This is a genomic window from Coprococcus sp. AF19-8AC (assembly GCF_003603115.1).
In the GTDB taxonomy this organism is placed as follows: Bacteria; Bacillota; Clostridia; order Lachnospirales; family Lachnospiraceae; genus Coprococcus; species Coprococcus aceti.
The window spans coordinates 748,440-770,612 of sequence record NZ_QTMI01000001.1 but is presented as its reverse complement, the minus strand read 5'-3'; the positions used below and the strand labels follow the sequence as shown (position 1 = coordinate 770,612).

Sequence of the window (22,173 nt, the reverse complement as noted above, 5' to 3'; positions counted from 1 at the left end):
AATAGATAAGGATACATAGAGATTATGAATGATTTGGAAAAAGTTATTGACGGCATAGATCTGGGGCTTCCAGCTCCGTTTGAGGAACCGGAGAGGCAGTATTATTTTATAAAAAAGGGCAGGGAGTATGTCACAGCAAGAAGCAAAGAGCTGGGACGTGACCTTACCTGTTCCATACAGACATTTGGCTGTCAGATGAATGTCCGGGATTCTGAGAAGCTTGCCGGAATACTTGAGCAGATGGGATATGTTAGGACCGAGTCCGAACATGCGGACTTTATAATATATAACACATGTACGGTCAGGGAGAATGCCAACAGAAAGGTTTATGGTCACCTTGGTCTCATGAAGCACCTCAAGGAGAAAAATCCTGAGATGAAGATAGCTCTGTGCGGATGCATGATGCAGGAGCAGCATGTGGTGACAACCATAAGCAAGAGCTATAGGTTTGTCGATATGGTATTTGGAACACACAATGTATATAAGCTTGCTGAGATATTTGTGAGCAGGATAGAATCCGGAAGCATGGTCATAGATATCTGGAAGGATGCCAAGGAGGTCGTGGAGGATCTTCCTGCGGTGAGGGAATTCCCATTCAAATCAGGTGTAAATATCATGTTTGGATGCAACAATTTCTGTACCTACTGTATAGTTCCATATGTAAGAGGAAGGGAGCGAAGCAGAAATCCGGAGGATATCATAGCTGAGTGTGAGAGGCTTGCTGACGACGGAGTGGTGGAGATCATGCTCCTCGGGCAGAATGTCAATTCATATGGCAAGAATCTTGAGCATCCGATCACATTTGCGGAACTGTTGAGGCGTGTGTGTGCCATAGAGAAGATACAGAGAGTAAGATTCATGACCTCACATCCAAAGGATCTGTCGGATGAACTGATAGATGTCATCGCGGAGAATCAAAAGATCTGCAGACATCTCCATCTGCCGGTACAGTCGGGCTCGACAAAGATACTGAATGCGATGAACAGACGGTACACAAAAGAGTCATATCTTGCACTGGTTGACCGCATAAGGGCAAAGGTTCCGGAGATATCACTCACCACTGATATAATCGTGGGATTCCCTGGTGAGACCGAGGAGGATTTCCTTGAGACCATGGACGTGGTTGAGAAAGTACAGTATGACACCGCATTTACATTTATATATTCAAAGAGAACAGGAACTCCTGCCGCCGGAATGGAGAATGGTTCCACAAAGGAAGAGATACAGGATAGATACAACAGGCTTTTAAGGCGTGTGCAGGAGATAAGTGATGTGAAGACCATTGCGATAAAGGGACAGACACAGCCGGTTCTGGTTGAGGGCTTTGACGAGAAGGGCGACGGCCTTCTGACCGGAAGACTCTCCAACAACATACTTGTCCATTTCCCTGGGTGTGCGGAGATGGTTGGAAAGATCCTGAATGTAAAGCTTGTTGAGTGTAAGGGATTTTATTACATGGGTGAATTAGCAGAATAGGAGTAGTTGAAGTGGCAGCATTAACACCAATGATGGCTCAGTATATGGAAGTTAAGAATCAGTATAAGGACTGTATTCTCTTCTACAGACTGGGAGATTTCTACGAGATGTTCTTCGACGATGCCTTGACGGCATCCAGGGAACTTGAGATAACACTGACCGGCAGGGACTGTGGTCAGGAGGAGCGCGCACCGATGTGCGGTGTTCCGTATCATGCTTGTGACATATACCTGAACAAGCTGATAGAGAAGGGCTACAAGGTAGCCATATGTGAGCAGATGGAGGATCCAAAGCTCGCAAAGGGTATAGTAAAGAGAGAAGTTATACGTATAGTTACGCCTGGTACAAATATGTCCCAGGCTATTCTTGATGAGACGAGAAATAACTATCTCATGTGTATATTTGGCTGTAATGAGGAGTATGGTGTGGCGGTGTGTGATATCACGACCGGAGAGTTCAGATCATGTCATATCTCGTCTACATCCAAGCTGTACGATGAGATCAACAAATATTCACCGACGGAGATCATAGGAAATGAGGTTTTTCTGTCATGCGGCCTGAACTTTGATTACATGAAGGAGAAGATGAAGATAACGATATCGGAGGCCCCGTCTCATTATTTTAACGATGACACCTGTGAGGATTTCATCAAGAGACAGTTTAAGGTCGGATCAATAGATGGTCTCGGCATAGATGAGCAGGAGGATATGCTGCTGTCAGCGGGTGCACTTCTCCAGTATCTACATGAGACACAGAAGAACTCACTGGATCATATCAACAGGATAGATATATATTCCATAGAGGACTTCATGATCATAGACAGCTCATCCAGAAGAAATCTGGAGCTGACAGAGACACTCAGGGATAAGCAGAAGAGGGGTTCACTGCTCTGGGTGCTTGACAAGACCAAAACGGCCATGGGAGCGAGAATGCTCAGAAATATGATAGAGCAGCCCCTTATCCATAAAGATGATATAGAAGCCAGACTTGACGCGATAACAGAGCTCAACGACTCTGTCATAACCAGAGACGAACTCCGTGAGTACATGAATACCATATACGATCTCGAGAGACTTATGACGAGGATATCGTTAAGAACAGCGAATCCAAGAGATCTTCTGGCATTTAAGACGTCCATACAGCTTCTTCCATTTATAATACAGCTTCTCGGTGAATTCCATTCGGATGAGCTTACCGAGATCAGGGATGGAATAGATGATCTGCAGGATCTCTATGACCTTCTTGACCGTGCCATAGTTGATGAGCCGCCTATACTTATCAGAGAGGGCGGAATATTCAAAGATGGCTATCTTGAGGACATAGACACTCTGAAGAATGCCACAACTGATGGCAAGAACTGGATCGCAGAGCTTGAGGCCAGAGAGAAGGAAAAGACTGGAATCAAGAATCTCAAGATAAAGTTTAATAAGGTGTTCGGATATTATTTTGATGTAACCAATTCATATAAGAGTCTTGTGCCGGATTATTTCATCAGAAAGCAGACACTTGCCAATTCTGAGAGATACACAACCGAGGAGCTTGACAGACTGGCTGGAGTTATACTCGGATCATCCGACAAGCTTGTTGCGCTGGAGTACAACACATATGTTGAACTCAGGGACACCCTTGCTGCAGAGCTCACAAGGGTACAGAGAACAGCACACAGCATAGCCATGCTCGACGCTCTGTGTTCACTCTCATATGTGGCTGTTGCAAATGGGTATGTTAGACCTGAGATCAATACAGATGGAGTCATCGACATAAAGGACGGACGTCATCCGGTCGTTGAGAAGATGCTGAACAACGATATGTTCATCACAAACGACACATATCTGAACAACCATGAGAGCAGGATATCTATCATCACCGGTCCTAACATGGCTGGTAAATCCACATATATGAGACAGACTGCGCTCATAGTTCTCATGGCTCAGGTTGGAAGCTTTGTCCCTGCGGCATCTGCCAATATAGGCATATGCGACAGGATATTTACAAGAGTGGGAGCTTCCGACGACCTTGCATCAGGACAGTCCACATTTATGGTGGAGATGAGCGAGGTCGCAAATATACTCAGAAATGCCACGAAGAACAGCCTTCTCATCCTTGATGAGATAGGTCGAGGAACAAGCACATATGACGGTCTGGCGATCGCCTGGGCTGTCGTTGAGTATATAAGCAACAGTGAACTGCTCGGAGCAAAAACTCTGTTTGCGACACATTACCATGAGCTCACGGAGCTTGAGGGTAAGCTGTCGGCAGTCAACAACTACTGTATAGCGGTCAAGGAAGACGGAGACGACATAGTGTTCCTCAGAAAGATCGTCAAGGGCGGTGCCGACAGAAGCTACGGTATACAGGTTGCAAAGCTTGCCGGTGTGCCGGATGTCGTTATAGCGAGAGCAAATGAGATATGTAATCAGCTTATAGACAAGGACATAACCACCAAGCTGAAGGAGATAAAGGTTACAAATGATTTCAAGCCGAAGAAAGAAGACACCCAGATGTCAATGTTCGGCTCACTTGCCGAATCACAGGTGATCGAGGACATAAAGTGTGTTGATCTGTCCAACATGACACCTATGAAGGCGTTGCTTTATTTAAATGAATTGCAGGAGCGACTTAAATAATAAGGAGCGATAAGTGATGATAAAAGTATTAGACCAAAATACGATTAACAAGATAGCAGCCGGTGAGGTTATAGAGAAGCCGAGCTCGGTCATCAAGGAGCTTGTTGAAAATTCCATAGACTCAGGTGCCACAGCGGTAACCGTCGAGGTAAAGGGAGGCGGACTGTCATTTCTCAGAGTCACCGACAACGGAGCAGGCATAAAGAAGGATGAGGTCAAGCTTGCATTCCTCAGACATGCCACAAGTAAGCTTGTGACAGTCGAGGATCTCCTGAGTATCTCTTCTCTTGGTTTCCGTGGTGAGGCACTTGCAAGTATAGCGGCGGTTGCACAGGTTGAGATGATCACCAAGACCGCTGATGATGTGACCGGTCTCAGATACCAGATACATGGCGGTAAGGAGATATCCAGCGAGGAGATAGGTGCTCCGGGTGGAACAACCATAATTGTCAGAAATCTTTTCTACAATACACCGGCGAGAAAGAAGTTCATGAAGACTGATGCCACGGAGACAAGCTATATCTACGACTTGATGTGCCGTATATGCATGTCACACCCGGAGATCTCATTTAAGTTCATTGCAAATGGAACAGACAAGCTGTTCACATCAGGCAATGGCAAACTCAGAGACATAATCTACCATATCTATGGAAGAGACATCACCTCAAATCTTCTTGAGATAAATGCGGAAAATGACTATATGAAGATCTCCGGATATATAGCAAGACCTTGTATATCAAGGGGCAACAGATCATTTGAGGGCTATTATGTAAATCACAGATATATAAAGAGTGCGGTGCTCACCAAGGCGATCGAGGATGCTTTCAGGACATTTGTCATGATACACAAGTTTCCATTCACCGAGATCAATTTCCAGGTGAGACCTGATCTCCTCGATGTAAATGTACATCCGACCAAGATGGAGTTGAAATTCGCCAACAGTCAGGATATATACAGCTTCACCTACAATGCCATAAGGGAGACACTGTTATTCAAAGAGCTCATTCCTGATGTGGCGCCGGGTAAAGATCCAAAGCCTGAGACCTTCAAGCAGAGGGATGTTGGCAAGGCACCGGAGGCGTTCGAGAATAAGAGGCGTGAGGCGATAGTCAGGGCGGAGGAGCGTACTGTACCGCAGAGTCAGCCTGAGCAGCATCGTCCGGCAGAACCGCAGAGTCAGCCTGAGCAGCTTAGCTCGGCGGAGACGCAGACATCACCACAGCAGCTTTGCCCGATCGAACCACAGACATCATCACAGCCGGTCCGCCCGGTTATAGAGATCATAGATGAGACTAGCAGCTCAAACAATAAAGGATCAGACGTCATAGATAATAACAAGACGGAAAAGCCGGCAGGAAACTACATATATGCGGATAGAAAGAATGATCTGGGGAGATCTGTAGTACAAAACAGGAATGTGGTAAACGAGAGTCCGGCATATACAGCTCCGGCACCTGCTAGACCTTCGGTCACAGCGGCGACACCAGACTCAACAGTATCTGCAGTTTCAGATGAAGCTTCAGATACTGACTACGATGAAGAAGCCAGAAAAAAGTACGTCCAGCAGGATATGTTCCAGGAGAAGTTCCTGACAAGGGAAGCCCGTGCAAAGCACAGACTAATAGGACAGCTTTTCAAGACATACTGGCTCATAGAGTACGATGGCAAGTTCTTCATAATGGATCAGCATGCTGCCCATGAGAAGGTCAAGTACGAAGAGCTTATGGAGAATTACAAGAATAAGAAGATATACTCACAGTATCTTATGCCTCCTGCGGTCGTTACACTCAGTGCCGCAGAGATAGAGTTCCTTCATGAGAATATGGAGATGTTCGAGGCGCTTGGATATCAGATAGAGAACTTCGGAGGCAGGGAGTTTAAGCTGAACGCTGTACCTGACAACTTGTTTGGTCTTGATGGCAGAGAGCTTTTCATAGACTTCATAGCTGATGCGAGCAGCAGTGCGAAAAAGGTGACCGTAGACACATTTATACATAAGCTTTCCACCATGGCGTGTAAGGCTGCGATAAAGGGTAACACGGAGATAAGCTTCAAGGAGGCTGACGCACTTATAGATCAGCTATTAAAGCTTGAAAATCCATACACATGTCCTCACGGACGTCCGACTGTCATATCCATGACGGAGGCGGAGATTGAGAAGAAGTTTAAACGAATAGTGTAGGAGATTAACATGATGGATAAGAATATGAAACCACTGATAATCCTCACCGGCCCCACGGCTGTCGGCAAGACGGCACTGTCCATAGGACTGGCGAAGGCGGTGGACGGCGAGATCATATCCGCTGATTCCATGCAGGTATACAGAAAGATGAATATAGGAACGGCGAAGATAGGGCCCGAGGAGATGCGGGGAGTGAGACACCACCTGATCGATATTCTTGATCCGGCAGAAGAGTTCAACGTTGTGCTTTTCAAGAAATATGCTCTTCGTGCTATGGAGGATATATATTCCCGGGGAAAAATTCCAATCATAGTAGGTGGTACTGGCTTCTATATCCAGGCGCTTTTGTATGATATAGATTTTGAGGAAAATGACAATGATATGTCATACAGGGAAAAGCTGCAGAACCTTGCAGATACCCACGGCAAGACATTTCTTCATGACATGCTAGCGGAGGTCGACCCTGAATCCGCTGAAAAGATACATGAGAACAATGTAAAAAGAGTGATACGGGCTCTTGAATTTTATAAAAAAACAGGTATGAAGATATCTGAACATAACGAGACTGAGTCGCAGAAGAAGTCACCATATAATTTTGAATATTTTGTGTTAAATGATGACAGACAGAAATTATATGATAGAATAGACAGACGGATAGATATCATGCTTGAGGCAGGGCTTCTGGACGAGGTAAAACTGCTTGTGAGCGAGGGTTACAGCAGGGAGCTGGTGTCAATGCAGGGGCTTGGCTACAAGGAGATAATCGATTATATTCAGGGCAGATGCACTCTGGATGAGGCAGTATATACGCTAAAGAGAGATACAAGGCATTTTGCCAAGAGACAGATCACATGGTTCAAGAGGGAAAAACATGTGACCTGGGTTGATAAAAGTGAGTACGACAGCGAGTCTGAAATATTGTCATTTATGCTGGACAGGCTTCGCGAAAAGGAGATTATACAGAGATGAAAGATATGTTAAAGGATTACTACAGATCACTGAATGTGGATGAAAAGGTGTTTGAATACTGCAACAGTGTGGAGGAGAAACTTAAGGATAGATTCGCAGCCATCGATGCTGTGAGTGAGATCAACCAGCTCAAGGTCCTGAAGGCCATGCAGGACAACAGATTGTCCGAGGCGCATTTTGCCGGCTCTTCAGGCTATGGCTATACAGATGACGGAAGAGATGCCCTTGAGAGGATATATGCAGATGTATTCCACACGGAAGATGCTCTTGTCAGGACACAGATAGTGTGCGGAACCCATGCACTCTGCACGGCCATGTTTGGTAATCTGCGCCCGGGAGATGAAATCCTTGCCATAGCGGGAAAACCGTATGACACACTGGATGAGATCATAGGCATCCGTGAGTCCAGGGGGTCACTTGCAGAGTATGGTGTCACATATGCCCAGGTGGATCTGCTACCGAATGGAAACTTTGACATTGACGGAATAAAGAATGCGATCAATAGCCGCACAAGACTTGTGGAGATACAGAGATCTAAGGGATATGCAGTCAGAAAGACGCTGTCTGTACAGCAGATCGGTGAGGCCATAAAGGCGGTCAAGAGTGTAAATCCTGATATCATATGTATGGTAGATAACTGTTACGGAGAATTTGTACAGGATATAGAGCCGTCGGATGTTGGGGCTGATCTGGTAGTCGGCTCTCTTATCAAGAATCCGGGAGGCGGACTTGCACCGATAGGAGGTTATATATGCGGTAAGAAGGAGTATGTGGAGAATGCTTCATACAGACTCACGACTCCGGGACTCGGCAAGGAGGTTGGAGCCTCACTTGGCAATACAAAGGCTCTCACTCAGGGACTTTTCATGGCACCTACAGTTACTGCAAGTGCGCTTAAGGGTGCGATATTTGCAGCAAATGTATACGAGGGACTGGGCTTTAAGGCTGTTCCTGACAGCACAGAGGACAGATACGATATTATTCAGGCTGTTGAGCTTCAGACTCCTGAGAGGGTCGTGGCATTCTGTGAAGGAATCCAGGCTGCAGCGCCGGTTGACAGTTATGTAAGACCTGAGCCTTGGGACATGCCGGGCTATGATTCACCGGTCATCATGGCCGCTGGAGCATTTGTGTCTGGTTCATCCATTGAGCTCTCAGCGGATGCACCTATGCGCCCACCTTATGCGGTATATTTTCAGGGGGGACTTACATATCCCCATGCCAAGTACGGCATAATAATGTCATTACAGAAAATGGTAGAAAAAAACCTTATAGTATGGTAGATTAATTAGTCGGCCATATAAAATTTTCTCTGGAGCTTGGAGAGGCGGAAGGAGGAAATATGGATAAAAATTATTGCAAAGAGAATTTTGCAGGAGGACTTTTGGTCTCCATGAAAGAAATGTCGGAGACTGAGAGACCGTATGAGAAGAGCTTTAAGTATGGAGTTGAGGTTCTCACAGATGCTGAACTTCTGGCAGTCATCCTCAGAACCGGAAGCAGGAAGGCAAATGCGCTGTCCACAGCCTACAGGATACTGGATGCCCATCCGGTCCACAAGGGTATAGTGGGGCTTAATTACCTGACTGTGAGTGAACTTGAAGAGATAAGCGGAGTTGGAAAGGTAAAAGCAATACAGATGAAATGTCTGGCTGAGATATCCAGGAGAATGGCCAGGGCTTCATTTAAGCCGTTTTTGTCGTTCCAGTCCCCACAGAGCATTGCGGATTATTTCATGGAGAACACAAGATATCTCGAAAAGGAATACGTGTATCTCCTCATGTTTGATGCGAAGCATAAGCTCATAAAGGATGTCCGCATTTCAGAGGGAACAGTGAACAGTTCGATGTTATCTCCGAGAGAGGTGTTTGTGGAGGCGCTCAGATACGATGCTGTCTATATCATACTTGTGCATAACCACCCATCCGGAGATCCGACTCCGAGCGGTCAGGATATAGATATCACCAGAGAGATGGACAGAGCCGGGGAACTGATAGGGATAGAGCTTTCAGATCATATTATTTTGGGAAATAACTGCTATGTCAGCTTAGCTGAGCGAGGTATTTTATAATGAAACGAAGACGAAATAGGAACAGAAAAAGAATAGAGATCACACCGAGATATTTTTTGCTTGGACTCACAGGCTTTTGCGTTGTGCTCATGCTTGTATCTCTCTTTGCGGGAGGAATATTTGCACCGGTGAGGAATTTTACCAACATATTTGTCCAACCCATGCAGAAAGGGGTAAATACCATAGGCAGATGGGTTCAGAGCAAAACTGAGGCATTCCAGAATTATGACGCACTGTTAAAGGAGAATGAAACACTCAAGGATCAGCTTGAACAGAGTCAGAAGCAGGTGGCACAGTACCAGCAGAATTCGTATGAGCTCGAACGTCTTCAGGCACTTTATGAGCTTGATCTCCAGTATTCCGATTATAAGAAGACTGCTGCCAGGGTCATATCAAAGGATACCGGCGGATGGTTTCAGGTGTTCTATGTCGACAAGGGAACAGATGATGGTGTTGTCGAGGGCTGCAATGTCATGTATGGCAACGGCCTGTGTGGAATAGTCACAGAGGCCGGAAAGGATTATGCCAAGGTAAGAGCCATCATAGACGATACATCAAATGTAAACGGAATGATATTACCGTCAGAGGCTATTTGTAATGTTGAGGGAAGTGTCAGCAATTATGAGAATGGCTATCTTATCGCTGAAAACATTGACAAGGACGCAGAGGTTGGAGTCGGCGATCAGGTCGTCACATCCTATGTGTCAAGCAAATATCTGTCGGGAATTAACATAGGGTATGTAACAAAAATAGAGGAAGATTCCAACAATCTTACAAAGACTGCATATATCACTCCGGCATGTGATTTTTCAAAGATACAGGAGGTACTCATAGTCCTCCAGACCAAGAAAACTGTTTCGGAGTAGAAGTAAAGAGGTTAAACAGACATTGAGAAGAGTTATCACACTTGGATTATTAATCATAATATGTTTTGTGCTTCAGTCAGCACTTTTTCCATATATTTCAGTTGCGGGTGCGACTCCCAATCTGATGCTCATCCTCACGGTGTCCTTTGGACTTATGAGAGGTCGAAAAGAGGGAATGCTGGTGGGATTTTTCTGTGGCTTTTTATATGATCTGTACTTTGGCTTTGCCATAGGCCCTTTTATGATCATATATATGCTCATTGGATACTGTAACGGATTTTTCCACAGACTGTATCTCGTGGAGGATGTACTGCTGCCTATCATCATCATAACACTTGATGATTTCATATTTAATTTCATAACATTTATAATATTCTTTGTAATGCGTAACAGACTCAGTTTTGGGCTGTACATGAAGGATATTATTTTGCCGGATATGATATACACAGCCATACTTACGATGATAGTATTCAAGCTGTTTGTCTTTATAAACAAGAGGCTGAAACGCGCTGAAAAAGGAAGTGAGACATAGTGATCAGAGATATATTAGAGATAATCAAAGATTTTATAGTAGAAAAGTTAAAGAGCCGTATTTTTTATGTCACTCTGTTTTTTTTGTGCCTGTCAGGCGTGCTTGTGTACAGATTGTTTAATCTTCAGATCATAAATGGAGAAAAATATCAGTCCAGCTTCCAGTACAAATCACTTAAGACGGTGTCGGTCAAGGCCACCAGAGGAAAGATTTTCGACTGCAACGGAAAACTGCTTGCATCTAACGAATCTTCATACAATCTGAGTTTCACCAGCAATGCAGACCTCACTGAGGCGGCAGACAAGAAGAATATGTCGGTCAATGAGCTAAGAAATGAGATAGTTTATAAGACGATACTTATACTTGAGCAGAATGGAGACAGTCTGTCCGTGGAGCTTCCGATCAAGCTGGATGCAAATGGCAACATGAAATTCACGATAAGCGGCTCACAACTCAATACATTTTATATGAATGTTTATGGTGCAAGCTCAGTTGATGCCCTCACCGATGCACAGAAGAATGCTACAGCAAGGGAAGTATTTGACTATATGAGAAGTGATGAACTTTTCAATATCTCGGGTGATTATTCGGATGCCTATGTGCTCAAGATCCTTGCCGTGAGATATGAGGTATGGCTCAACAGATACCAGCAGTACATGACAGTGGATATCGCCAACAATATAAGTCAGCAGAGCTATGCTGCGATAACTGAGAATATGGATACACTGCTCGGAATGGATGTGAGTATTGAATCAAACAGAGTATACAATGATGCCATATATTTTTCGCATATAATCGGATATATCGGCAACATTTCAAATGAGGAGCTCGAGGAGTACAATGCGAAGCTTGACGAGGATCAGCAGTATGATTCCAATGATATGGTTGGAAAGCTTGGTTTGGAACAGTCGTACGAGGATCAGCTTCGTGGTGTTGACGGTTCCCAGAAGATGTACGTTGACAACATGGGAAAAGTCCTTGAGATTATAGAAAAAACTGATTCTGTTGCAGGAAACGATATTTACCTCACACTTGACTCTGATCTTCAGAAATACTGCTACAACGCACTTGAAAAGGAATTGTCGTATATTCTCCTTGCAAATCTCAAGAACGTGACGACATCCAAGGAGAAAGAGGATATACCTATAACGGATGTGTACTCGGCATTCTTTGACAACAACATTATAGACATAAAGGCCCTTAATGCTGCGAATGCAACTGACAATGAAAAGAATGTGTACAACACATTTGTATCAAGCAAGCAGTACACACTCAATGCGCTTTCGGACATTCTGAAGAGCAGTCACACGGAACTGTATAATCTTTCGGATCAGTACAAGGATTATATGGAGTTTATATGTGAGACGCTGAGCTCAAACGGCATATATGACAGCAGTGCAGTGGATAAGGACAGTGACACATATAACAACTATGTAAATGACAAGATATCATTATATGAGTATCTGAAATACTGCATAAGCCAGGGAGTAATAGACATAACCGGCATTCAGACAAGCAGTGATTATTATGATACGGATGAGATATACAATGTTATTGTCGATTATGTACTCAAAGAATTTGAGGATGACTCCGATTTCGACAAACGAGTCTTCAAATATATGATATTATCAGGTGAAATAACAGGTTCCCAGGTAATATACCTGTTATACGACCAGGGAATCCTTAATAGTACAACAGACGAAGATTACGAGGGATTTACGTCAGGAGTCCTCAGCAATTTTGAATTTATTTACAGAAAGATCAAAAAGCTTGAGATAACACCTGCCATGCTTGCTCTTGACCCATGCTCGGGATCCATCGTGGTGGTCGATCCGGCGACAGGAGCTGTAAGGGCTATGGTAAGCTACCCAAGCTACGACAACAACAAGCTCACAAATGTGATCGATCCTGACTATTATGCCAAGATAACAGAAGATAAGACGACCCCTATGTACAATCGTGCAACCATGCAGAGAACTGCACCGGGTTCCACATACAAGATGCTCATTGCTGCAGCGGGTCTGCAGGAGGGCGTTATAGACGTTGGATCAGTGATAACTGATTACGGTACATTCTCAAAGGTTGTTCCTTCACCGGCCTGCTGGCTCAGAAGCGGACACGGAACGCTTGGTCTCGCTGACGCCATAGAGGTATCGTGTAACGGTTTCTTCTATGAGGTTGGATACCGCCTTGCCACAGACAGCAAGGGAGTATATCAGGATGCACAGGGTATAGATAAGATACAGAAGTACGCTTCGTTATTTGGACTTGACCAGAAGTCAGGTGTGGAGATAGAAGAGATGGATCCGCATGTGTCAGATACTGATGCGGTACGTTCTTCTATCGGACAGGGTACAAATAACTATGCGCCTGTCCAGCTTGCCAGATATGTGACAACCATCGCCAATGAGGGCAACTGTTATGACCTGACACTGGTGAACGAGATAAAAAATATAGATGGAAGAACAGTGTATAAGAGTGACAACGTTCCTAAGAATACAGTTGATCTGACGGACAGCCAGTGGGCGGTCATAAAACGGGGAATGCGTCAGATGGTAAGTGACCACACAAGTCCATCGGCTCTTATAAATCAGATAAATGTCAATGTTGCCGGCAAGACGGGAACAGCAGAGGAGGATACCACAAGGCCGGATCACGCATTGTTTGTGTCATTTGCGCCTTATGAGAACCCTGAGGTCAGTGTAACATGTGTTATTCCACATGGATATACATCGGGTAACGCAGAGGAGCTTGCCGGAATGGTGTACGCATATATGTATGACCCTGACAAGCTTGATACGCTTGACATAACAGGAAACAACCAGATGTCAGATTAATTGAGATACCAAAGATATATCACAGAACCTGTGTGTAGGAAATAATATGACAGGAGCAGATGATATGGATGGTATGGACAGATTATCAATCAAGGCAGACAGATCAGGCATAGTTGTCTATGTACCGGCGGCTATGTCTGTAAATGATATCTGCTGCGATCTGTATTGCAGGATCCTCGATAATATAAGTGCCTTCCAGAAAAAAGGAACTGTATGTATATCTTTCAGGGGATGTACCCTGGAGCGTGGAGACACGGAGGAGATAATCAGTTTTTTAAACAGCATTGATAAGATTCATGTCAGATTTGCAGCTAAACCTGACATAGATCAATATACAGGTTCCGGTGTCCGGGATGATGGGGATCGTGAACCACAACAGGCAAAAGTCAGTATGGCTTTGCCGGATATGACTAAAACGCACAGTGACAATGAAAGACCATATATCTTCCGCGGTGACATAGGGAGAAAGCAGACCCTTGAGATCAGGGGAAATGTCATTATCCTCGGAGATGTTGCCAGGGATGCCAGGGTTGTATCCGGTAAGAATATCGTGGTCGTTGGGGAACTGGCGGGAGCTGCCATAGCGGGTAAGCTGGCGGCTGGAAACAATTTCATAATAGCGATGAGAATGTGCCCACAGCTTTTGCAGATAGGAAAAGCGAAAAGTACAGGAATCAGACTTCCGGGTGCAAAAAGAATGCCAATGATAGCTACGAATGATGAAGGAATCATAAATATAACCTACATATGATAGTAAATTTAGGAGGATTTTTATTATGTGTGAAGTTATTGTTGTTACATCAGGAAAAGGCGGAGTTGGCAAGACGACCACATCGGCGAATATAGGAACCGGTCTTGCGTCCCTCGGGAACAGAGTGGTGATGATAGATACAGATATAGGTCTCAGAAACCTGGATGTTGTGCTTGGCCTGGAAAACCGCATAGTCTATAATCTGATAGATGTAATAGAGGGAAACTGCAGATATAAGCAGGCTCTTATAAAGGCGAGGAACTACAACAATCTGTACCTGCTGCCTTGCGCGCAGACCAGGGATAAGACAGCGGTCAGCCCGGAACAGATCATCAAGCTCATAGACGAGATAAGAGACGAGTATGACTACATAATCATTGACTGCCCGGCCGGTATAGAACAGGGCTTTAAGAACGCCATAGCTGCTGCTGACAGGGCTGTCATAGTGACAACTCCCGAGGTCTCGGCCATAAGGGATGCAGACAGGATAATCGGTCTGCTCGAGGCGTATGGAATTGAAAAACAGCACCTCATAATCAACAGGATAAGATATGATATGGTCAAAAAGGGCAATATGATGTCCGTCGATGATGTGGTTGATATACTTGCAGTGGATCTGCTTGGAGTAATCGCCGATGATGAGGACATAGTCATATCGACAAACAAAGGAGAACCGGTCGTGTGCAGCAACACGAAATCGGGACATGCATATATGAATATATGCAGAAAGATAGTGGATGATTCCCTTGAAGTTGAAGATTATTATTCAGGGAAGAACCGCTCACTGCGTTCGCTTTTCAGACGTAAAAGAGCCTGAAGGGAGGAATATGGGGATGAATAAGATATATTTATATAACACAGGAAGTTATGCCAAAGAAAGGCTTATAAGCATGCTGGCTTCAGACAGGATAGGGTGTAATCCGGATTTCCTGGACGATATGAAGCATACCATAAAGCAGGAGATAGACAGATACATCAATGTAAAGGAATCAGATATCGATATCCAGGTCAAGGAGCGTATGCTAGTGGCATATATTCCATTGTTAAGCGTGGATACAGAGAAGAAGGATAACGAATATACATACAGAACAATAGGACGAGGATCAGTGAATTATGAACTTATTCAAGAAGGATCAACTGAACTTAAAACAATTCAGTCTTGATCAGGATCAAAAAAAATACAGTATACTGGATTACAATTTCAAATTGTTTTTCCTGATAATAGCAGCCATGGCCATGGGTACTGTGATCATAGTGAGCGTAGATGAGACAAAACTCACAAAGCAGTTGATCGGTGCCGGGGTGTGTATACTGGGAATGATAATAGTATCACTCATAGACTATAATTTCATATGCAAATACTACATGGTACTATACGCTGCAAATATAGTGCTGTTGGGACTTGTACTGGTGGCAGGATCAGGTGCGGATTCCCATGGAGCCAGCAGATGGTTCCAGATATCCGATTCATTTACCATACAGCCATCGGAGTTTGCCAAGATAATACTGATAATCTGCACGGCTGTTTTTCTTGAAAAACATGCGGATGATCTGAACACGGCAAAGACGCTGCTGAAGCTTGCAGCTTTCCTTGCAATACCGATCGGACTTATATTTGCCGAGCCGGATCTTTCAACCACGATATGTATATGTGCAACATTGTTTATAGTCATATTTATAGCGGGGCTCTCACTCAAGATAATAGGTATTGCGGTACTGATACTCATACCATTCTTTGGAGGTTTCTTCTGGTATATCCAGCAGGACAACCTGCCTCAGTTTCTGAACGGATATCAGAGACAGCGTATACTTGGACATATGTATGGAGGCGGATCCACCCAGGATCAGCAGAACAACTCGATCATGGCCATAGGATCGGGACAGTTGACCGGTAAGGGGATCAACAGCTCTGATGTGGCAACCGTAAAAGATACAAATCTCATATCTGAGCAGCAGACAGACTTTATATTCTCGGCAGTGGGAGAAGAATTAGGTTTCATCGGAAGTGTTATTATTATTGCAATTTTACTGCTCATAGTGTTACAATGTATTAGGGTTGCTAGGCGTTCCGGTGATAAAAAGGGAATGTATATAGCAACAGGTATGGCAGCACTGGTCAGCATCCAGTCATTTATCAATATTGGTGTTGCCACATCCATACTTCCGAACACGGGATTACCTTTGCCATTCATAAGTTACGGACTGAGTTCACTCGTCAGTTTGTGTGCCGGAATGGGCATGGTTCTCAATATAAATTTGCAAAAGAAAAAGTATTAGGAGGATTTTCATGAATATTGGTTTGATAGCACATGATGCTAAGAAAAAACTGATGCAGAACTTCTGTATAGCATATAGAGGAATTCTTAATAAGCATGAGCTTTACGCAACAGGAACTACCGGAAGACTTATTGAGGAGGTTACCAATCTTACAGTTCACAAATATATTGCAGGACATCTTGGCGGTGAGCAGCAGCTCGGATCACAGATAGAGAACAATGACATCGATATGGTCATCTTTCTGAGAGATCCGCTTCATCCAAAGAATCATGAACCTGATATAAATAACATATTTACATTGTGTGATACACATAATATTCCGCTTGCGACTAATCTGGCAACTGCCGAGCTTCTTATACTGGCACTTGACAGAGGAGATCTTGACTGGCGTGAATTCTACAAGTAAATATATTTCAGCACCGTTATCAGGCTGTTGAATATATTTCGGAGGTTATATTATGTTTAATCAAAGCAGAATAGGAAAATACATGCGAAGAATTATCTCTTTGATATTTGTGTTGTCGATGGTCCTTCTGACCGGCTGCGGAAGCAAGACCTACAAAGCTGGAAAACAGCTCGATATAGGTGTGTTGCCTGATCTTCCGGTGTATGGGGAGCTCGGAATGGCATACGATAACGCTGTGATAGCACAGGGCGAGGAGATAGATGCCGCAAACTACAACGGATGTTATGCCGCTATGCTTGTCGATGAGACGACCAAGGATACCATAGTGGCTCATAATGTACATGGAAAGATATATCCGGCAAGTATGACCAAGATCATGACAGGTATACTCGTTATGGAGAGCATAGAAAAGGGAGATATATCCCTTGACGATGTGGTAACTCTCAACAGAAAGGTCACATTTGACGATTGGGATGCCATGGCCAGTGACCTGGTCGGAGGCTGCAGCCTGACGGTCAAGAACCTGCTGTACGGTCTCATGATAACATCATACAATGACTGTGGTGTTATACTTGCAGAGCTGATAGCCGGCAGCGAATCAGCATTTTGTGACATGATGAATGAAAAGGCGAAGGAGATCGGTGCGACAAATACCCACTTTGTCAACTGTCACGGACTTCACGACGATGACCATTACACTACAGCGTATGATCTGTATCTTATAATAAAGGAATTTTCAAAGCATGACCTTGCGTATGTGATAGATTCACTTGATACATATGATTTCACATACACGGATGCAGATGGCAATGAACAGGTGGTAACCATAGAGCCGACAAATGAATTCTTAACTGGTGAGGTAAATTTTCCAGATGGATACTCGATAGGTTCGTGGAAGACCGGAACCACAGAGGAGGCACTCAACTGTCTTATCATGGAGCTTAAGAACGATTCCACCGGTGAAGAGTATATTGCTCTTGTAGCCGGAGCAGATGGAAAAGAGGCACTGTACAGCGCCATGACTGAACTTATAAATAAGGCAAAGTGATGTGTGTATCTGACATATATGATACGGACATTATTTGTATAAATTTTACACCAAGATTCAGGAGGCATGAAAAATGATTCACATTATTGCAGGAGATAAGGGTAAGGGAAAGACAAAGGCACTGATAGATAAGGTCAACAATGAAGTAAAGGTTGTTTCCGGTACGGTAGTATTTCTTGATAATAACAACAAGCATCTCTATGAGCTCAGCAACAGAGTCAAGATGATCAACTGTACAAGCTATGGAATTAGCAAGCTGGATTCGTTCACCGGATTCGTGCGAGGAATAATCTCCCAGAACAGTGATATTGAGAAGATTTATATAGATAATTTTAAGACGGTTGCATACGTTGGAGAGTCACATATCGTTGAGGCATTGGACGAGATAAAGAACATATCCGATATGTTCAATGTTGATATAGTGATCTGTCTGGCAACAGATGTCAATGACGTACCAGAGGATTTCAAGGACTGCGTTATTGCGGCATTATAAGCTGGATGCCGCCTTATATTTCAGATAGAATGTGGTTGGCATATGTATGTTGCCAGCCATTTTCTGTGCCAGAGTAAATTACGGGAGACATATTATGGCGACAATAAAACGAAAAAAACAAAAGACAAAGATCGAACTTCCAAAGCTCAAAATGCCGGGCTTTGGAACATTCCTTTTTGCATTCGTATTCATATATATACTCATCAGGGTCGTTGCGTATGTTAATGATTCTGATCCGATAATATTCACGGTTGAGCAGAGTACGTACGATACTGATTTCACGGCTACAGGGCTTGCGGTAAGAAGTGAGACTGTCATAACCGCCTCGGCGACGGGAACACCATGCTACTATATAAGAGATGGCGAGAAGGTATCCAAGGGTGCAAATATATATGCCATTGATAGCTCGGGCTCCATGCAGGCAGCAATGAGCGACATGCAGGAGAATGGTTCAGCACTTCTCACGAGCGCAGATTACACAAGTCTGAACAATCAGATAAAGATGTTCAAAAATGGATTTTCGGCATCCAATTTTGGTAATGTATATAATTTCAAGACAAGCATCGACAACAAGCTTTTAGAGCTCTATGAGGAGCTTGCTCTTGAGCAGGTCAGCAATGGTTCTTCATCATTTTCACTTGATGCCCAGAAGGCACCATTCAGTGGACTTGTCACATACTATCAGGATGGATATGAGAGCGTCGATGTGAAGAATCTGACACCTGAGCTTTTTGATAAAACTGTGTATACAAAACAGTCACTCAAGTCAGATGGCCAGGTTTCTGCGGGCAGCGCTGTATGTAAGCTTATCAACGATGAGGAATGGAATATTGCCATATCGCTCAGCAAGGATGAATTTGACAAGGTTACACAGAATGAATACGCTTCATTTACCATCAATAATTCGAGCAGAAAGATCAGATCGACATACGATAAGATCGAAAAAGATGGTCATTATTATATAGTGGTATCATTCAACAAATATATCGCGCAGTATGTAAATGAAAGATTTCTGGACATCAACTTCATGTTTGAGGAATCCAGCGGTCTGAAGATACCGGCTTCATCCGTAATAACAAAGGATGTATATATGATACCTGTGGATTACCTGACAGGAGGCAGTGGTGATTCAGATCTGACTCATTTTAATCAGGTAACATATGGCAATTCGGGAAGCACTTCAATAAAACAGATATCACCGATAATATATTTTACCGACAAGAGATTCTGTTATGTTGATCCGTCAAGTATAGATTCAGATGCGGTACTGCAGAAGAATAATTCCAAGGATACATTTTCCGTTGCCACAGCCGCCAAGTATACGATGGATGGTGTTCTGTGTGTATCAAGAGGAACTGCGGAATTCAGAAGAATAGAGGTTATCGTATCGGGCGATGATTACTCGATCATCAAGCCGGATCTTTCATATGGAATATCCAGATATGACAGAATATTACTGGATGGACATTCCATGAAAGAGGGAGAGCTTATATATCAATAGTACAGACACAGGAGATGATAATATGCTTAAAGAAAATTACGAAAAAGTAAAAGAGAACATAGTCAGGGCATGTGAAAAGGCCGGCAGATCACCGGAGGATGTCACTCTGATCGCCGTTAGCAAGACAAAGCCTTTGTCAGATATAGAGGAATTGCTCAGTGATACGGATGCCGTTGATTTTGGTGAGAATAAGGTTCAGGAGCTTGTGGACAAATACGAGAATGTCTCAAGACCTGTAAACTGGCATATGATAGGTCACCTGCAGACGAACAAGGTAAAATACATTGTAGATAAGGTGTGTATGATACACTCCGTTGATTCGTTAAATCTTGCCAAAACCATTGAGAAGGAGGCTGCAAAGCATGATGTCACAGTCAATATTCTCATTGAGGTAAATGTTGCACAGGAAGAAACAAAGTTTGGACTGTCATGCGACGAGGTACTTCCGCTTATCCAGGAGATAAAAGATTTCCCTCATATCAGGGTTAAGGGTCTTATGACTATCGCTCCATTTGTGGATGATCCCGAGGACAACAGGGTCTATTTCCGCAAATTGAAAGATTTATCACTTGACATACAATCTAAAAGCATTGATAATATCGATATGAGCGTCTTGTCGATGGGTATGACAAACGACTATGAAGTTGCAGTTGAAGAAGGTGCAACGTTGGTTAGAGTTGGCACGGGAATATTCGGTGCCAGAAATTATAATATTTAAAGGAGAACAATCATGGCAAAGGGAAATACAAAGAAAAGTTTTCTTGATTATTTCAAATTAAGTGATTCAAGCGACGATGACTTTGATGATGATTTGTTTGATGAAGATGAAGATGACTATGAAGATGAAGACGATATGGACGATCGCTTAGATGATGAGTACGATGATGAGGATGATTACGATGCGCCTCAGACAGAGTCCAGAGTGAAGGCTTCACCGCTCAAGTCCTTTAATAAGTACAAAGGTTCTGCATCATCTGACAATGGATCGGCCAGATCAAAAGCTGCAAGATCTTCTCATGGTCAGCAGTCAGGAGCAGGTAATGGAAAGCTCGTATCGATCAACAGCAGATCCAGAGCAATGGATGACAGTGAAGTATTTGTTATCAAGCCGGACGAGTTTGACGATGCGCAGATGATAATCGATCATCTCAATCGAGGACAGATAATCGTAATAAACATGGAGGATCTTGATCTTCCAACTGCACAGAGAATAGCGGATTTCATTGGAGGAGCAAGTTATGCTGTGGATGGCCTGTTTCAGGCTATTTCGGGCAACATATTCCTTGCCACACCTAATGGAACCTACGTATCTGGTGATTTAAGGGAGGAATTGGCTGGAGGATCTCTTCAGGGGGAAACTCTTTCAAGTAAGGCAACTTACTAATATATGTTTTTACGGGGGATTACATATGCTTACACCAGTTGATTTACAACAGAAGAAGTTCACGCATGGAATGGGATATGCGCGAAAAGATGTAGATGCATTTTTTGACATAGTTGTGCTCAGCTACACAGAACTGTATAAGTCCAATGCAGATCTTACCAATCAGGTAAAGACTCTGACTGACAGTTTAGTACATTACAGAACAACCGAGTCAAAGCTTCAGAAATCTCTCATGCTAGCAGAGAAGAATGCTGAGGAGTCTACAAAGAACGCCACTGATAAGGCGAGACTGATAGAGAATGATGCCAAGATCAAGGCTAATAATATAGTGCAGGAGGCCAGGGAGGAGCTTGAGCGCATAGAGGGAAGTATTGATGGAATAAAACAGCAGTACAAGGACTATGTATGTGCATTCAAGGCACTCATGGAAGCCCATATGAATTACCTTGCCCAGAATCCTATCAATGAGGAGATGGGGCTTAATTTTGACGATGTATTAAGCGAGGGCAGTTCAAATGCTTCTTATTCACAGTCGACACAGAGCGCAGCCATGAATTCGTTTATGAACTCCTATGACGGCGATCCACAGGGCCGCGAGGAATCAACTCTCGGATCAGGAGGTGGCTCAGCCATGGGTGATTCAACACTTGGCGGTGCCGGTGGCGGAAGTGTTACAAGTGATTCGTCTGTATACACAAAGAATCTTGGCGGTAAGTCATTTGTTAATCCATTTGGAAACTAACAATATATTTT

General features: G+C 43.8%; 20 protein-coding genes. All 20 read left to right on the top strand.

All coding sequences use genetic code 11. The features are described from left to right. The first annotated feature begins 24 nt into the window (after positions 1–24). The 20 genes from miaB to DWX57_RS03355 all read left to right on the top strand — a co-directional run bounded on the left by miaB (position 25) and on the right by DWX57_RS03355 (position 22,162). Positions 25–1,476 (top strand): tRNA (N6-isopentenyl adenosine(37)-C2)-methylthiotransferase MiaB, encoded by a 1,452-nt coding sequence (gene miaB, locus DWX57_RS03450; RefSeq protein ID WP_055144470.1) that lies wholly within the window; start codon positions 25–27, stop codon positions 1,474–1,476. Positions 1,477–1,505: 29 nt separating this feature from the next. Continuing rightward, the gene (gene mutS, locus DWX57_RS03445; protein WP_120123149.1) at positions 1,506–4,103 is read left to right on the top strand and encodes a DNA mismatch repair protein MutS; all 2,598 of its coding nucleotides are present in this window, start codon (positions 1,506–1,508) and stop codon (positions 4,101–4,103) included. A gap of 16 nt (positions 4,104–4,119) precedes the next feature. Beyond that, positions 4,120–6,285, top strand: a complete 2,166-nt coding sequence (gene mutL, locus DWX57_RS03440) for a DNA mismatch repair endonuclease MutL (RefSeq protein ID WP_120123036.1) — start codon at positions 4,120–4,122, stop codon at positions 6,283–6,285. Between the two features lie 12 nt (positions 6,286–6,297). Further along, on the top strand, positions 6,298–7,254 hold the full coding sequence (gene miaA, locus DWX57_RS03435; RefSeq protein ID WP_243104959.1) for a tRNA (adenosine(37)-N6)-dimethylallyltransferase MiaA: 957 nt from the start codon (positions 6,298–6,300) through the stop codon (positions 7,252–7,254). Continuing rightward, positions 7,251–8,537, top strand: a complete 1,287-nt coding sequence (locus DWX57_RS03430; protein ID WP_117548968.1) for a methionine gamma-lyase family protein — start codon at positions 7,251–7,253, stop codon at positions 8,535–8,537. Before miaA ends, DWX57_RS03430 begins: the two co-directional genes overlap by 4 nt. A 59-nt stretch (positions 8,538–8,596) precedes the next feature. Then, positions 8,597–9,325, top strand: coding sequence for a RadC family protein (radC, locus tag DWX57_RS03425; RefSeq protein WP_120123035.1), 729 nt, complete (start codon positions 8,597–8,599; stop codon positions 9,323–9,325). Then, positions 9,325–10,191: a rod shape-determining protein MreC gene (gene mreC, locus DWX57_RS03420; RefSeq protein WP_243002895.1), complete on the top strand. Its 867-nt coding sequence runs from the start codon at positions 9,325–9,327 to the stop codon at positions 10,189–10,191. The genes radC and mreC overlap by 1 nt, the downstream gene beginning before the upstream one ends. A 22-nt stretch (positions 10,192–10,213) precedes the next feature. Next, the gene (gene mreD, locus DWX57_RS03415; RefSeq protein ID WP_022216476.1) at positions 10,214–10,723 is read left to right on the top strand and encodes a rod shape-determining protein MreD; all 510 of its coding nucleotides are present in this window, start codon (positions 10,214–10,216) and stop codon (positions 10,721–10,723) included. Beyond that, positions 10,723–13,560, top strand: a complete 2,838-nt coding sequence (locus tag DWX57_RS03410; RefSeq protein ID WP_120123034.1) for a penicillin-binding transpeptidase domain-containing protein — start codon at positions 10,723–10,725, stop codon at positions 13,558–13,560. Before mreD ends, DWX57_RS03410 begins: the two co-directional genes overlap by 1 nt. A 46-nt stretch (positions 13,561–13,606) precedes the next feature. Then, positions 13,607–14,311, top strand: coding sequence for a septum site-determining protein MinC (locus tag DWX57_RS03405; RefSeq protein ID WP_055144455.1), 705 nt, complete (start codon positions 13,607–13,609; stop codon positions 14,309–14,311). Positions 14,312–14,336: 25 nt separating this feature from the next. Then, entirely contained in the window at positions 14,337–15,128 is a 792-nt protein-coding gene (gene minD, locus DWX57_RS03400; RefSeq protein ID WP_022216474.1) for a septum site-determining protein MinD, read from the top strand. A 16-nt stretch (positions 15,129–15,144) separates the two neighbouring features. After that, positions 15,145–15,474, top strand: a complete 330-nt coding sequence (locus DWX57_RS03395) for a cell division topological specificity factor MinE (protein WP_117548966.1) — start codon at positions 15,145–15,147, stop codon at positions 15,472–15,474. Beyond that, the gene (locus tag DWX57_RS03390) at positions 15,425–16,588 is read left to right on the top strand and encodes an FtsW/RodA/SpoVE family cell cycle protein (RefSeq protein WP_117548965.1); all 1,164 of its coding nucleotides are present in this window, start codon (positions 15,425–15,427) and stop codon (positions 16,586–16,588) included. The genes DWX57_RS03395 and DWX57_RS03390 overlap by 50 nt, the downstream gene beginning before the upstream one ends. Before the next feature lie 10 nt (positions 16,589–16,598). After that, positions 16,599–16,994, top strand: a complete 396-nt coding sequence (locus tag DWX57_RS03385; protein WP_022216472.1) for a methylglyoxal synthase — start codon at positions 16,599–16,601, stop codon at positions 16,992–16,994. A gap of 52 nt (positions 16,995–17,046) precedes the next feature. Next, positions 17,047–18,042 carry a D-alanyl-D-alanine carboxypeptidase family protein gene (locus DWX57_RS03380; protein WP_243106160.1) on the top strand — a complete coding sequence of 332 codons (996 nt, stop codon included), beginning with the start codon at positions 17,047–17,049 and terminating at the stop codon, positions 18,040–18,042. 73 nt (positions 18,043–18,115) lie between these two features. After that, positions 18,116–18,535: a hypothetical protein gene (locus DWX57_RS03375; protein ID WP_015534931.1), complete on the top strand. Its 420-nt coding sequence runs from the start codon at positions 18,116–18,118 to the stop codon at positions 18,533–18,535. Positions 18,536–18,629: 94 nt separating this feature from the next. Continuing rightward, positions 18,630–20,036, top strand: a complete 1,407-nt coding sequence (locus DWX57_RS14045) for an HlyD family efflux transporter periplasmic adaptor subunit (RefSeq protein WP_165852753.1) — start codon at positions 18,630–18,632, stop codon at positions 20,034–20,036. 22 nt (positions 20,037–20,058) lie between these two features. Next, positions 20,059–20,754 carry a YggS family pyridoxal phosphate-dependent enzyme gene (locus DWX57_RS03365; protein ID WP_015534934.1) on the top strand — a complete coding sequence of 232 codons (696 nt, stop codon included), beginning with the start codon at positions 20,059–20,061 and terminating at the stop codon, positions 20,752–20,754. 12 nt (positions 20,755–20,766) lie between these two features. Then, positions 20,767–21,420: a cell division protein SepF gene (locus tag DWX57_RS03360; protein ID WP_015534935.1), complete on the top strand. Its 654-nt coding sequence runs from the start codon at positions 20,767–20,769 to the stop codon at positions 21,418–21,420. A 25-nt stretch (positions 21,421–21,445) separates the two neighbouring features. Further along, complete coding sequence (locus DWX57_RS03355) at positions 21,446–22,162, top strand: DivIVA domain-containing protein (protein WP_015534936.1); 717 nt, start codon at positions 21,446–21,448, stop codon at positions 22,160–22,162. Positions 22,163–22,173: the final 11 nt, after the last annotated feature.

Excerpts from the sequence above, each read along its gene's own strand:
- DWX57_RS03385 (WP_022216472.1), top strand. The coding sequence starts at position 16,599 with ATGAATATTGGTTTGATAGCACATGATGCTAAGAAAAAACTGATGCAG.
- miaA (WP_243104959.1), top strand. The coding sequence starts at position 6,298 with ATGGATAAGAATATGAAACCACTGATAATCCTCACCGGCCCCACGGCT.
- DWX57_RS03360 (WP_015534935.1), top strand. The coding sequence starts at position 20,767 with ATGGCAAAGGGAAATACAAAGAAAAGTTTTCTTGATTATTTCAAATTA.
- DWX57_RS03380 (WP_243106160.1), top strand. The coding sequence starts at position 17,047 with ATGTTTAATCAAAGCAGAATAGGAAAATACATGCGAAGAATTATCTCT.
- DWX57_RS03375 (WP_015534931.1), top strand. The coding sequence starts at position 18,116 with ATGATTCACATTATTGCAGGAGATAAGGGTAAGGGAAAGACAAAGGCA.
- DWX57_RS03430 (WP_117548968.1), top strand. The coding sequence starts at position 7,251 with ATGAAAGATATGTTAAAGGATTACTACAGATCACTGAATGTGGATGAA.
- DWX57_RS03390 (WP_117548965.1), top strand. The coding sequence starts at position 15,425 with ATGAACTTATTCAAGAAGGATCAACTGAACTTAAAACAATTCAGTCTT.
- DWX57_RS03365 (WP_015534934.1), top strand. The coding sequence starts at position 20,059 with ATGCTTAAAGAAAATTACGAAAAAGTAAAAGAGAACATAGTCAGGGCA.
- mutL (WP_120123036.1), top strand. The coding sequence starts at position 4,120 with ATGATAAAAGTATTAGACCAAAATACGATTAACAAGATAGCAGCCGGT.
- miaB (WP_055144470.1), top strand. The coding sequence starts at position 25 with ATGAATGATTTGGAAAAAGTTATTGACGGCATAGATCTGGGGCTTCCA.
- mutS (WP_120123149.1), top strand. The coding sequence starts at position 1,506 with ATGATGGCTCAGTATATGGAAGTTAAGAATCAGTATAAGGACTGTATT.
- minD (WP_022216474.1), top strand. The coding sequence starts at position 14,337 with ATGTGTGAAGTTATTGTTGTTACATCAGGAAAAGGCGGAGTTGGCAAG.
- DWX57_RS03395 (WP_117548966.1), top strand. The coding sequence starts at position 15,145 with ATGAATAAGATATATTTATATAACACAGGAAGTTATGCCAAAGAAAGG.
- radC (WP_120123035.1), top strand. The coding sequence starts at position 8,597 with ATGGATAAAAATTATTGCAAAGAGAATTTTGCAGGAGGACTTTTGGTC.
- DWX57_RS14045 (WP_165852753.1), top strand. The coding sequence starts at position 18,630 with ATGGCGACAATAAAACGAAAAAAACAAAAGACAAAGATCGAACTTCCA.
- mreC (WP_243002895.1), top strand. The coding sequence starts at position 9,325 with ATGAAACGAAGACGAAATAGGAACAGAAAAAGAATAGAGATCACACCG.
- DWX57_RS03355 (WP_015534936.1), top strand. The coding sequence starts at position 21,446 with ATGCTTACACCAGTTGATTTACAACAGAAGAAGTTCACGCATGGAATG.
- DWX57_RS03405 (WP_055144455.1), top strand. The coding sequence starts at position 13,607 with ATGACAGGAGCAGATGATATGGATGGTATGGACAGATTATCAATCAAG.